Genomic DNA, 13,249 nt, shown 5'->3' with positions numbered 1-13,249 from the left:
TCCGTCACCGGTCCAGCACCGCCCGCAGGAACTTCTTGGTGCGCTCGTGGGTCGGCGCGGTCATGACCTGTTCGCTGGGACCGAGTTCCAGGACTCGCCCGTCCGCCATCACCATGACGCGGTCGGACACCTCGCGGGCGAAGTGCATTTCGTGGGTCACCACGATCATGGTCATTCCCTCGTCCGCGAGGTCCCGCATGACGGCGAGCACCTCAAGGCCGAGCTCGGGATCGAGGGCCGACGTCGGCTCATCGAAGAGCATCACCTTCGGAGACAGGGCCAACGCCCGGGCGATCGCGATGCGCTGCTGCTGGCCGCCGGAGAGCCGTGCGGGGTGCTGATCGCTTTTGGCGGCCAGCCCCACCCGGTTGAGCAGGGAATCTGCGACGGCGTTCGCCTCGTCCCGGCTCCGGCCAAGCACCTTCATCTGGGGAAGGGTGATGTTTTCCCGCACCGTCAGGTGCGGGAACAGGTTGAAGTTCTGGAAAACCATGCCCGTCACCCGCCGCAGGCGGTCAAGGCAGGCGCGATCGGGACGCCGTGCGCCGGCGTCAACCGTGCTGTCACCGATGGTGATGGTCCCGGCTGTGGGCACCTCCAGGTAGTTCAGGCACCTCAGGAAGGTGCTCTTGCCTGCCCCCGAGGGGCCGATGATCGAGACCACCTCCCCTTCCGTCATCTCGAGATTCACATCATGGAGAACTGCGTGCTTGCCGTAGGACTTGTGCAGGCCGAGGACTTTCACCCCGCCCAAAGTCGGCGGTGACACAGTGCGCTCTGTTGCGAGCTCCATGGCATTGCCCCTTTCGAATTGATCCATAGGTAGAAGCTTTGGAATAGTTAGATATAAGCAGGATCACCTTTGGATCACAAGACTTTTCATGAAGAATGCATGAAGTTTTTCAAGACGGAAATACACCACTTGTTTGGGTAATGTGCCTGAAACATAGGTGTTAGCTATACAACCTGCGCACTGGCCTATAAACTGAGCCCTTGAGACGGAGAAAGGGCAGGACCCATGACGATCCTTCAGGTCAACTACTTCCTGGCCGCAGCGGCGGCAGGGTCGCTCACGCAGGCAGCCGAGGAACTGGGAATTTCACAGCCCACCCTCTCGGAACAGATCCGCAAGCTTGAGCAGAGTGTCGGCGTCGCACTGTTTACCAGGGCCAAGCAGGGGCTGACGCTGACCGAGGCGGGCCAGCGGTTCCTGCCGCATGCCCGAAAGGTTGCCCGCGACTACACGGCAGCCATGGACTCCGTCGCCGGCATCCGGGACCGGCAGGAAGGAACTGTGGCGTTCGGGATGTTCAACAGCGGGCAGTACGTGCTCTCCGGCCTCATCCCTGCATTCCGCTCCCTCTACCCGAACATCCATGTCCGCGTCATCGGATCCAACTCCGCCCAGGTGGCCGACCTTGTCCGCGCGGGCCGCCTCGAAGCCGGCGTCGTGGCCTTGCCGATTGATGCCCGCGGGCTCACCATGGGCGACGTCCTCTGGTCCTGCGAAGCTGCCTACTTCCACACCAAGCCAGCATTGACCGAACCGGTGACCATCGAAGGGCTCCTGCAGCGCCCGCTGGTCCTTCCGGATTCAGGATGGGCCGAGAACGACCCCACCAGGCGCCAGCTGAGCGAGCGCGCCCAGACGATCGGCATGCCCTTCATTCCGGACATCGAAGTTGAGACCGGGGCGGCAGCACTGGCCATCGCAGCCAGCGGCACGGCGGCTGCCGTGGCCTCTGTCCCGGTGGCCGAGGCCCTCGGGTACACCAACCGCCTCAATTACGTGAGCCTGGACCCGCCGCTGATCGAAACGTTCGCCATCATCAGCCGCGATCCCGCAAGCCTGTCACCGGCCACCCAGTCCATGATCAAACTCGCCGAGGAGCACATGCGGATGCTCCACCGGCAGTACCAGCCGACCTGACCCGGCTGCTCTGTAACACGGGCGAAACGGCACGGATCGGCAGCGGAAACGTGCGGATCGTAGGCTAGCTCCAACGTCCTGTTATGGGAAACATTTTTGGCTCGGATCTGGGACGACCATTGAGCGGAAATGGGGGATGATCCGTGAAATCACGTTCCGGAAATGTCCAACAGTCGGCCGAATCACGCTCCCAGGATGCCGATCCTCCTGATGACTACACGTTCGTCGGCCCCTATGACACCCAGTGCGACCGGATTCACTGTTTCTGCCACCAGCCGGAATAGCCGGACCCCGTTCCAGGCCGTTCGACCCTACGGCTGCATCGCCCGGCGTTGACAGACTGGGATGAGGCCGAACCTGTGGATCGTCCACGGCGAAGCTCTCCCCACTCGCGGGCCGACAGCGCAAGGAAGCCAACCATGGCCAGGATCTACATTCCCTACGGGACCACCGAGGGCCAGACAGCCAAGATCGCCCAGTACATCTCGGACGTAGTTCAGGCACACGGCCACCACGCGGAAACGGCGGACATCAAACAGTCCGGGTACGCCATTCCGGACGGGTACGACGCCGTTATCGTCGGGGCCTCGGTCCATTTGGGCAAGCACGAAGACTACGTCCGGGACTTCGTGCGGGCGAACAGCGACGTGCTGAAGCGCCTCCCGTCCGCGCTCTTCTCGGTCAGCCTCGCCGCACACGGTGACACCGAGAACGCCGAGAGCTACGTGGAGAACTTCGAGGCCGAGACGGGGTGGCGGCCGGCCCAGGTGGGTCTGTTCGGCGGGGCACTGCTCTACACGCAGTACGGGTTCATCAAACGCCACGTGATGAAGAAGATCGCCAGCGACAAGGGCACGCTGGACACCGACACGTCGCGCGATTACGTGTACACCGAATGGGACGGCGTGAAGCGGTTCGCGGAGGACTTCCTCGGCACGCTATAGGTTTTTCGGTCTGACTCCCGGCCTCATGCCCGCCTCATGCAAGGACCGCACGGCAGGCCGCCGCCAGGGCGTCCTGGTGCTCGTCCAGCCAGGCGAGCCGGTGGTCTTCCAAACGGATTTTGGCGTGGTCGTTCTCGGACAGGGTTTCCCCGCCGAGGACACGGCTGCGCCGGCCCAGGCCCCGCTTCAGCCGCTTGGCCTCCAGCAGCAGCGGCAGCGCCTCCACCTCCGCTGCCGTGGGCCGCGCCTCCCGTCCGTAGGCCTCGAGCAGTTCGGTGACCCGGCCCAGGTCGAGGGCCACCTTGTGGTCGTCCTCCCCGAGACGGGTGTACACCTTGCCGACGTCGTGAACGGCCACCGCGAGATCGAGGACGCGCACGTCCGGGTGGGCGCTGTCGAAGTCCAGGACCCCCACCACCTCGTCGCCAGCGAAGACCAGGCTGCCGCGCCTTGCCCCGCCGTGCACCACCACCCGGGGAAGGTCCGGCAGCAGGCCGGTCAGTTGGTTGAGAACGTGCACAGTCCGGGCACGCAGCGCCGGCTCCACGTCCTGTTCACCGGCCCGGCTCCGCAGCTCGCTGAGCACAGCCGGCTCGGCAGCCACCGCAGGAAGGTCGGCGACGACGGCGTGGTACCGGGCGAGCGTCCGGCCCAGCGCCCGCACGTGCTCGGGTGAGCCGTCGTCGAAGGGCGTCCCCTCGACGCCGCGGGTAGCGATCCACCACCGGCCGAAGAGCTCGATGTAGTCGGCGCCCGTGCGGGCGGGAACCACCTCCGGAGCAGGGAACCCCCTGTCCCGGAGCAGCCGCATCAGGCGCAACTGCCCCGTGAGTTCGTCCCGCGTCTTGGCCCGGTAGGAGCGGCGCAGGTAGTGGACGCCGTCCGCAGCGGCGACGCGGAGGTGCTCGTTCTTGCCTCCCGGAAGGGGGCTGACCGAGATCCACCCGCCCAGGGGCCACAATCCCTCGAGCTCGGCCACAGGCAGCGCCTGACCGGCACGGTCCAGCACGCTGCCTTCCGCCGGCGTCATGCTCCCGCCCGTCCCTCTGCCACCCGTTCGAACTCATTGACGTAGAGGCGGTACTGGGTGTCGTCGCGGTCGCGCCAGTCCGCATCCCCGGTCTTGATCTCGCGGTTGAGGCTGTGGAAGATGTAGCGAGCCCAGTGGAAGCGCAGGTTGACCAGCCGGTCGCCGTGCGTCGCCTCCCGGTAGGCGGCGAGGAACGCGGCGCATGGCTCGTCGGCCCGGCTGATGTCGCCGGTGGCCGAGTACACGCCCTGGCGCATCCTGTGCAGGAACTCCGCCACGTCGCGCGCGGGGTCGGCCGGTGCGCTGCGGTCCAGGTCGATGACGGTGACGACGTCGTCGGTCAGGAAGACGTGGATCGGCCGGAACTGTCCGTGGCTCTGGGACTGGATGCCGTCCACGGTGTCCCGGGCCAGGCCGTCCAGGCGTTCGAGCATGCCCAGGGCCGCGTCGACATAACCCGGGCTGGCCACGGCCACTTTGGCCAGGCGCTTGGCCAGGCTCGTCAGTTCTCCTGTCACCAGGAGGGAATGCGCAGTCCCGATCCGCAGGTCCAGGCCGTGCAGACGGGCCAACCACGACGCTGCACGGGCGGCGGCCGCGGCGAGTTCGGCGCTTTCCGCGCCGAACAGCGTGGACATCGGCTCACCCGGTGCTCCCCTGCACAGCAGGATCTTCTCGTCTCCGTACCAGGCCAGCGGCTCGACGGCCTGGTACGCCGAGCCGTGCCCCAGCCCGGCATTACGCAGTGCCTGCAGCTTCGCGTGCACGGCGGGACCGTCCTCGAAGGGGAAGAGCTTGGCGAACACGGGACCGCCGTCGTCGAGTTCTATCTGCACCGTGGCGGCCCCGGTGCCGTCCAGTTGGATCACGTTCGTTGCCCATGACCCGCCACCGGCCGCGGAGCCGAGGTGCGGGCGGACATACCGGTCCAGGAATTCCGGGCTTCGTACCTGTTCGGCACGCAGGACCTGCTGCTCCTTCACCTGATGGCTTTGGGCATGGATCTGCGTGCGGCTGAGCGTGGGGTTCATGCGTCCTCCGTAATGGTGAAAGGGTTGTCCATGAGCAGGCGGATGCACGAGGCCTCGCGGTCCATGATCCGCGCGAATTTGGCGGCGTCCTGGGTTTGCCGGGGAATCAGCGCCTGCTTGGTCAGCAGGTTCTCGCACTTCTTGACCACCACCATCAGCCGCTGGGCCTGGAAAACGTCCGGCATGGCCGCCAGGTCCGACTCCGCGAGCGGGGCATGGCTGCGGTAGTGGTGGAGGAAGGTCCGGCAGCGGTCCGGGTCCAGGCCGAACCCGGCGCGGCGGATCGGGCCGTTGAAGCAGAACGACCTCAAGGCATACGCCAGATCCAGGCCCAGCAGCTCCTGTGCGGACCGGTCGAAGTCCAGCACTGCGCTGAGCCGGCCCTTGTCCATGAGAACGGCCGACTGGCCGTACGAACCGTGGATCACCATGGAGGTCAGGTCCTTCTGGCGCCCCCCGAGCCCCACGTTCAGCTGCTCCATCCGGTCAGCCAGGTACCGGGCGTCCTCGCGCAGTGCGGCACCGGCATCGGCGTCCAGCAGCGACGCCATGACCTCGACGGCGGCGTACAGCTTCTCCTGCCCCACCTGTCCGAGGGTGGCCAGGCCGGAGGAGCGTTCCCTGTATCCCGGCATCGACAACTCCGACACGATGGCGTGATAGCGCCCGAGTCCCCGCGCCACCTCCACCAGCTGGGCGGCGTCGCCGGGATCGTAGGCGCGGCCGGGCATCAGCCGCGTGACCATGTGCAGGATGCCTTCCACCTGTACCGAGATGGAGCCGTCGCGTGTCCGCTCCACGGGCGGGGCCGGGTAGCCGTGTCCGCGGAGGTGGTCGATGAGGGCGCATTCGAACTCCGCCCCCGCCACGGTCTTCAGGTTGTGCGAGCGGCGGAGCACCACATCGCCGGCGTCCGTGCGGACGAACCAGCTCAGGTTCGAACTGCCGTGGTCGGTACGGCGCCACGCGCGCCAGCGGCCGAGGCCGTAGGCGTCCTCCAGGGCCGGGAACAGCGCCGACTCGTCGACCGCAGTCACGGGCAGCCGGCCGCCCTGGCGGGGCACCGAACTGCGCAGCACCAGCAGCCGGTCCGCCTGGACGGCGGCCGGGTCCCCGCCGTCGGAAATACCGCCGTCGGAAATACCTCCGTCGGATATGCGGTCGTCCACGGCGGGCAGGACGCCGTCGGTGGATCCGGTGGTGAGGAACGCGAGGTCGCTCGCTGCCGCCCGGACACTGGGCTCGGTCATGGGAGGGCTCCCTTCAAATCGGTGGCGGGATAGTTGGCGTCGACGTCGAACGACGACGCCGCGTGGCGCCCGTAGTCGGCGGCGTCGCCGTGCAGCGCGGGCTCGGTGCCGGTGCTCCCCTGGCGTGTGATCCCCTGGAGGAGGCACATCTCCGCGTAGAGGCCGTCCGCGGCGATGAGCCGGCTGTGGGTACCGCGTTCCACCACGCGTCCGTCCTCGATGACCACAATCTCGTCCGCCGCCATGGCCGCCGCCATCCGGTGCGTGATGATCACGGTGGTCCGGCCGGAGCTGACGTGCCGGAGTGCGCGGAGCACGGCGTGTTCGGAATGGGCGTCCAGGCCTGTGGTCGGCTCGTCGAGCACCAGGACCGGGCAGCCCTGCAGGACGGCGCGTGCCAGTGCCAGCCGCTGCCGCTGCCCGCCGGACAGGGTCGCCCCGCGCTCGGCCAGCACGGTGTTGTAGCCGTGGGGCAGTGCCTGCACGAAGTCGTGCGCCTGGGCCGTGCGGGCGGCGTGCTCCACCTCCTCCGCGGAGGCGTCCGGACGCGCGTACGCGATGTTCTCCCGCACGGAGGCACGGAACAGCAGGGCCTCCTGCGTGACCAGTCCGATCTGGGTGTGGAGGCTCTCGCCGGTCAGGTCGCGCAGGTCCTCATCGTCCAGCAGGACTCTGCCGCTTGTGGGGTCCTGCAGCCGGCACAGCAACGCGGCAATGGTCGACTTCCCCGCCCCCGTGGGCCCGACGATCGCGAGGGTGCTGCCCACCGGTACGTTCAGGTCGACGTCGCGCAGGACGGGGCGGTCGGTGCTGTAGGAGAATCCGACGGCGTCAAGGCTCAGTCGCCGCCGTGGCGGGCCGGCCGTGCGGGCACCGGGCTTGTCCTGCACCTCCGGGCGGCGGCCGAGGGTATCGGCAATGCGGGCCGCGCGGACGCCGGCCCGGGTCAGCTGGGCCGGCAGCTTGGAGAGCGCCCGGGTGGGGCCGAAGAAGTCACGCAGGTACGCCGTGAAAATCACCAGGTCGCCCGGTGTGAGGGCGCCCGAGAGCACGCGCTGGGCCCCCAGCCAGACCAGGGCCGTGGTGGCAACGGCCACCACCGCGTCCACCGCGGCACCGAAGGCGGCGCTGGTGCGCGCGGAGCGGAGCACAGCCGCAACGGAGGCATCGGAACGGGTCCGGAAGCGGCGGGACTCGTGTTCCTCCCGGCCGGTTGCCTTCACCAGCTTGACCGCCACCAGCGACTCCTGCGCCATCGCCGCCAGGTCCCCTTCGATCTCCCGCGAGTTCTCCTCCACGGCCCGGATGCGGGCGCGGAAGCTGGAGACGGTGAGCAGGAGCATGGGCAGCACCAGCAGCAGCGCCAGGCTGAGTTGCCAGTCCAGGATGAGCAGCACGCCGGCCATGCCGGCCAGTGTGAGCACGTTGGTGGCCGCGTCCACGAACGTGACGGTGAGCAGTGCGCGCACCTTGTCAACGTCCCCGGTGAGGCGTGTGGTGAGCTCACCGGTGGGGGTCCGCTCGTGGTAGCTCAGGGGCAGCCGTTGCAGATGGTCGTACAGCTTGGTGCGGATAGCCGCGGAGACGCGTTCGCCGACGACGGTGAGTGTGTAGCTCCGTGCGGCGCTGATCAGTGAGTCCAGGAGGGTGATGACGACGAGCGCCCCGACGATGAGGACGAGGACGCGCTGCACGTCCTGTCCGCCCGGGGCGCCGGCCGGCAGCAGCACTTCGTCGAAGAGGTACTTCAGCGGCCACGGCTTGAGCAGGGCGACGCCGGCACTGGCTGCGGCCAGCAACCCTGCCAGTACGCAACCCGGCCATTGGGGCCGCAGGAAAGGACCGAAAGTCCGGAGGATGACGCCGGCGCGCATCACCGGCACGGACCCGCCGCGCTGGCGCCGCCGGCGCTCTGCCCTGTCGGGGCGCTCCGCGCGGTCGGGGCGCTCCGCCTTGTCGGGGCGCTCTGCGCGGTCGGGATACGTGCCCCCGGTGCCGGATACCCTCACCGGTAGCCTCCCGCTGCGGCGGCTTCCACAGCCGCCTCCCAGGCGTCGAGCCAGTCGGGCACGAACGAGGTGTCCGCCACCGGCCGGACCACCAGGCGGTAGAACAGCACCTCGGCGAAGGTGCGGGCCACGTAGGCGGGTGTGGAACGGACGGCACCGGCGTCGCCGCTGCTGTCCGAGTATGCGTCCAGGAACGCCCCCACCCAGGGCAGGGCGGCTGCCAGGTCCCCGTGCCGGGCGGCACCCATGGTCAGGGTCTGCCCGATGAAATGTCCGAGGTCCCGCGCGGCGGGGGCCCACGCCGCCCGGTCGAAGTCGATGACCACGAAGCGGTCCGGGTCCAGGTGGATGTTCTTGGGCTGGAAGTCCCCGTGGGTCACCACCCGGGTGCCGCCGGCGCCGGCCAGGCCCTCCAGGGTCCCGGCCGTGAGTTCGTCCAGGCGGGCGGCCTGCTGCGGCATGAGCCCGGCGAGCGCCGTACCGTACTCCGCGAGCTTGAGCCGCTCGAAGTCCTCCGCCAGGTCTGGCACCTGCACGTCCCGGATGCCGTGCAGGCTTGCGAGCCAGTGCCCGGCCCGCCCGGCCTGGGGCGCGGCGGGCCCCGGGTCGCCGTCCAGGAACGAGTGCAGGGTGGTGGCGGGTGCTTCCTCCTGGGCGAGGAGCTGACGGGCGGGGTCGAAGCCGTACGGTGCGGGAACCCCGAGCTCGGTGGCGTCGAGGCCCGCCTGGTGCAGGCTGCTCAGCAACCGCCAGGCCTCCTCCCCGCCGCCCGCGCGGTAGCTCTTTCCGATCACGGCCAGCGGAGCCGAGGGGCCGGTCCCGGAGTCGACGGTGACTGTCCATCGGACCACCGGCCGGCTCCGGGACGCGTGAACCACCGACCGTGTGAGCACCTGGACCCGGCCCGGGGCCAGTGCATCCAGTGGTGGCGGCGACACAAGCAAAGACTCGGCTACGGCGAGCCGCTCGGCCCGGCGGGCATCGGAGGCCGTGGGCGCGACGGCGGCCGCACGGGTGATCATCGCGGGCCTCCCGCTGTTTTGTGGGCAGCCAGATTGCGGGCCAGGTTGCGGGAAGCCAAGCCGTGGGTTGTCAGCCCGCGGGCGGCCGGGTCGTGGGCAACCGGATCGTGGGCAACCGGGTCGTGGGCAACCAGGCTGTGGGCGCCCGCGTTGTGCCCGGCCGAAGTGTGGGCAGCCAGGCCGTGGAGCCGTTCCCGCCCCGCCTCCAGCGCCCGCTGCGCCGTGTCGTCGTCGACCTCTCCCACTCCGATGAGCAGGTGGAAGGACCGCGCCTCGGCGCGCACGCGGACGAGGACGCCGTGTCCGGGTTCCGGCCCGGAGGGGTCCCGCCAGGCGGTGTCCTCGTCGCCGGCGAGGGCGACCCACACCTCCGCGCCGCGGTTGCGGGCGCCCCGCCAGCTGCGTCCTCCGCAACGCTGCAGCTCTGCCGTGCCGTGGCGGAGCAGCCGGTAGTAGTCCGGCGACAGGCAGGTCTCAACGGTGATCCCGGGCGCTGCCGCGGGGAGCTCGTAGGCCACCAGCAGTGCGGGGCTCACGTCATCGAGGAGAATCCGTTTGCGGAGCCCGTGCAGCGGGCTGTCCTGCTGCACGTTGGTCAGCTCCACCTGGACCGATCCGTCGCCGGCGTGGATGGTCACCTCATGGCGGTCGTGGACACCCCCGGCGTCGGCGAGCGCACCGGGGTGGTTGGCCGGGACGTCCATGTAGCTGTTCATCTCCTGTTGCTTGTTCCAGTCGTCGGTCGGGTTCCCGATCACCAGCATGCCGCCGTCCGGGCCGCGGCATGCCAGGTAGACCAGGCGGCCGCCGCACTCCGGGGACAGCACCGCGAACAGGTGCTCGCTCCTGAGGACCAGTTCCTCCGCGCCGTCCTCGTCGAGGTCCACCAGTTCCGCACCAAGCTCGCGGGCAGGGCTGCCGAACCACCGGGCCGCGGCAGCCAGCACGCCGGCGGCGCGCCCGTGGCTTGCCAGCGCCTTGGCCCAGGCGGCCGGCTCCCGCTCCGGCTGGTCAGTGTCGTGCCACGCAGTCTCGTATCCCGAGGCCAGCAGGTGTTTCCAGGCCAGTGCGGTCAGCCGGGGTTCCGCGCCCGCGCTCTCAGCGCCGGCCACGGCGCGGCGGGCCCGGGCGAGGTGCTGCTGGTAGGGGGCCCAGGCCGTGTCCTGGTCCCAGCCGCTGTAGTCCTCTCCCGCGTGCCAGTCCTGGGCCAGTTCCACGAAGGTGCCACGCTCCACGACGCGGACGCCGGGGGTCCGCCGGCGCTGGCGGAGCCATGACGGCAGGTCAACGGGGATGAGGTTGGGCTGGGTGGCCAGCCAGCGCAGGAATTCCTCGTAGCGTCCCAGGGCGCTGGGATGCCACGGGCCCACGCCCGCACTCTTCTCCATGTCGTCCGCGTACACCAGGATCGTGTCGTCGCCCGGAGCCGTGGGGAGTTCGGCCGTGCGGGACAGGCTGCGCCAGTGGCTCCGGTCGTCCGGCGGAAGCCAGTAACGCAGCCGGGTGGACATCGGCACCACCTGCAGGCCACTGCCGCCATCGATGCAGTAAGGGCGCAGCGCGTCGGCCGGAGGAGGGCTGTCCTGATCGGCGCCGTCGAAGTCGGCCCTGTCGCTGCTCCCGTGGGAGCCGTCGGTGGGATACAGCAGCCTGTCGTCGAGGAGGACGTACCGGTAGCCGCCGTTGGGCAGCGTGGGGTCGGTCAGGAGTCCGGCCAGGCGGCTGGTGTCCCATACCCGTTCGGGGATCCAGCAGATTTCGAGGTCCTCCGGGGCACACTTCAGGTGCTGCCGGTAGAGCCAGAACAGCTCCTTGAGCTGGCGCCGGTTGTACTCCGGGTCGAAGGCGGTGAGGATGTTTTCGGAGTAGGTTCCACCCACCAGCGAGAGAAGGCCGACGTCGCGCAGCCGGCGGACCTCGGCGAGGAACCAGGGGTGGTGCCAGGCGGCCGCTTCCACCATGGTCCCGGACAAGTGGAGCGTGACCGGCGTGCGGTATTTTTCGTGCAGCCGCAGCAGCGCCGCGTACCCGTTCACCAGCGAGGTCAGGCCTTCCCGGTCCTGGTAGCCGTCGGTGACCAGGAACTGGTTGGCGTGGTGGACGATCGCCAGGGGCAGCGGTGCCGGCCGCGGCCGCTGCCGGGGCAGCGGGATCCTGGTCGATGCGGTGCCCGGGACGGCGTTTGGGACGCCGTCGTTTGGGACGCCTTCGTTCCCAACGACAGTGGCGCTGCCCGGGACGACGACGGCGGCGCCGCGCCGCGAGCGCACGGCCTCGTCGTACAGGGCGACGTATTCATTTGCGGGCGCCTGCCAGGAGAAATCCGCCCCCATCGCCCGCGTCTGCAGCCGCCGCCACTCAGGCTTGCGGCGGTAGACGGCTATGGCGTTGTCGACGGCGGACAGCATCGACGCGACGCGGCGCTGAACGAAGGCGAAACCCAGCCCCGTGGCAGGGTCCTCGGTGTAGTCCTTCACAGTGTCCGCGAGCCCGCCGGTCCGGCGGACCACCGGGATGGTGCCGTAGCGCAGGGCGATCAGCGGGGTCAGCCCGCAGGGCTCAAAGACGGACGGCGCCAGGAAGAGGTCCGAGCCCGCGTAGACCTGCCGGGCCAGGGATTCCTGCGAGGTCGGGTGGAACGCCACGTGGCCCGAGAGCCGGCGCGCCGCGGCATGGAGCTCCCGTTGATACCGGGGCGCCCCCTCGCCCATCACCACCACTTGGGCTCCGCGGTCCACGAACTGGTCCAGGGCCGAGGACAGCAGGCCCACCCCCTTCTGCGACACCAGCCGGGCCACCATGCCGAAGAGCGGCCGGTCCGGCGCGTCCTCCAGGTTGCTGATCCGCTGCAGGACTTCCTTGTTCGCGCGCTTGCCGAGGACGAACGAGCCGTTGTAGCGGGTGTCGATCCAGGGGTCCCGTTCGGGGCTGAACTCCTCGTAGTCGACGCCGTTGAGGATGCCCCGTGCGGTGTCTCCGCGGGTGCGCAGCAGCTGGTCCATGCCTGCGCCCTGCGCCGGGGTAAGGATCTCCTGCATGTAGCGGGGGCTGACGGTGTTGACCTGGTCTGCGAAGGTGACGCCCCGCTCCAGCAGGCTTCCTGCCGGCGGCAGCCCGATCAGCTGGTCGGTGGCGGCCCCCACCGGCCCCTGGTAGGCGATGTTGTGGATCGTGAAGATGATGCCGGTGCGGTCCAGGGCGAGCCGGTGGGGTCCCTGCCGGGCTTCCTGGGCCACCAGCCCGCAGTGCCAGTCGTTGCAGTGGACGATGTCGGGACGCCAGGCGTCCTGCGCCGCGAGAGTTGCTATTGCCTTGGAGAACAGGACGAACGGCATGACGTCGTCGTCCTGGTAGCTGTAGGGGACCTCCCGGTCGAACCATCCGGGCAGGCCGATGGTGAAGACCTCCACTCCGCGGAGCGGCGGCAGCCGCCGGACCACCACACGCTCGGCCACCGGGCCGAGCGGGACGTCGAACGTCAGCACAGGCGTTCCGCCGATCCCCCGGTACGCCGGAATCACCAGGCGGACGTCGAAGCCCAGTTCAGCCAGCCTCTTCGGCAGCGCAATGCTGACGTCGGCCAGCCCGCCCACCTTCACGAACGGGTACGCTTCCGCGCTGGCAAAAAGGATCCGCTGCGGCCGTTGTGCCGGGATGCCGGCGGACACCGTCGGGGCAGGGTTCAATGGCGCCCGGCGGACCTGCCAGGGACGGTCCGCGGACGGGCTTTGTCCTTCCATGCCCACCCCCTGTGTTCCCACTTAGGCTTTTCCGGCGCCAGCCGCTTCGTTTCTTCAGCTTGGCCGAGAACCATGAGGCGCACATGAAGGGATCATGAAGGAATCTTCATGAAAGCGCTGTCTGTTGAGAGCGGGCGGGATTGCGGGCTGACGGGCCTTTGGGCTCCACGCACAACGGCCGACGGCGGGACTTCCCGCCGTCGTCCGTTTGTGTTAAGCGGCGCTTCCTCGTTGTTCGTTATCGGCTGTTATGGTTCGGGGTGCCAACACCAAGCTGCTGGCACCCGCCGCCA

General features: G+C 69.1%; 9 protein-coding genes. 2 read left to right on the top strand and 7 right to left on the bottom strand.

Annotated features, from left to right (window positions below):
* Window positions 1–4: 4 nt before the first annotated feature.
* Entirely contained in the window at window positions 5–793 is a 789-nt protein-coding gene (locus AC6JAC_RS03280) for an amino acid ABC transporter ATP-binding protein (RefSeq protein WP_497963427.1), read from the bottom strand.
* Window positions 794–1,018: 225 nt separating this feature from the next.
* Between AC6JAC_RS03280 and AC6JAC_RS03275 the strand changes: the two genes are divergently transcribed.
* Window positions 1,019–1,930 carry a LysR family transcriptional regulator gene (locus tag AC6JAC_RS03275; protein ID WP_028269762.1) on the top strand — a complete coding sequence of 304 codons (912 nt, stop codon included), beginning with the start codon at window positions 1,019–1,021 and terminating at the stop codon, window positions 1,928–1,930.
* A gap of 419 nt (window positions 1,931–2,349) precedes the next feature.
* Window positions 2,350–2,874 (top strand): flavodoxin domain-containing protein, encoded by a 525-nt coding sequence (locus AC6JAC_RS03270; protein WP_497963426.1) that lies wholly within the window; start codon window positions 2,350–2,352, stop codon window positions 2,872–2,874.
* A gap of 34 nt (window positions 2,875–2,908) precedes the next feature.
* Here AC6JAC_RS03270 and AC6JAC_RS03265 read toward each other — a convergent pair whose 3' ends face one another.
* Genes AC6JAC_RS03265 through AC6JAC_RS03240 form a run of 6 tightly spaced genes read right to left on the bottom strand, consistent with a single transcriptional unit; the run spans window position 2,909 to window position 12,956 of the window.
* Entirely contained in the window at window positions 2,909–3,904 is a 996-nt protein-coding gene (locus AC6JAC_RS03265) for a phosphotransferase enzyme family protein (RefSeq protein WP_497963425.1), read from the bottom strand.
* A complete protein-coding gene (locus AC6JAC_RS03260; protein WP_497963424.1) occupies window positions 3,901–4,935 on the bottom strand; it encodes a phosphotransferase in 1,035 nt (344 codons plus the stop codon). Before AC6JAC_RS03260 ends, AC6JAC_RS03265 begins: the two co-directional genes overlap by 4 nt.
* Window positions 4,932–6,185 (bottom strand): phosphotransferase, encoded by a 1,254-nt coding sequence (locus tag AC6JAC_RS03255; RefSeq protein WP_497963423.1) that lies wholly within the window; start codon window positions 6,183–6,185, stop codon window positions 4,932–4,934. Before AC6JAC_RS03255 ends, AC6JAC_RS03260 begins: the two co-directional genes overlap by 4 nt.
* A complete protein-coding gene (locus AC6JAC_RS03250; RefSeq protein ID WP_497963422.1) occupies window positions 6,182–8,194 on the bottom strand; it encodes an ABC transporter ATP-binding protein in 2,013 nt (670 codons plus the stop codon). Before AC6JAC_RS03250 ends, AC6JAC_RS03255 begins: the two co-directional genes overlap by 4 nt.
* On the bottom strand, window positions 8,191–9,216 hold the full coding sequence (locus AC6JAC_RS03245) for a phosphotransferase (protein WP_347897834.1): 1,026 nt from the start codon (window positions 9,214–9,216) through the stop codon (window positions 8,191–8,193). The genes AC6JAC_RS03250 and AC6JAC_RS03245 overlap by 4 nt, the downstream gene beginning before the upstream one ends.
* A complete protein-coding gene (locus AC6JAC_RS03240; protein WP_497963421.1) occupies window positions 9,213–12,956 on the bottom strand; it encodes a glycogen/starch synthase in 3,744 nt (1,247 codons plus the stop codon). Before AC6JAC_RS03240 ends, AC6JAC_RS03245 begins: the two co-directional genes overlap by 4 nt.
* Window positions 12,957–13,249 lie beyond the last annotated feature (293 nt).

It is taken from the genome of Arthrobacter sp. KUASC02 (genome assembly GCF_059739395.1).
This window is presented reverse-complemented; position numbering and strand designations above follow the sequence as displayed.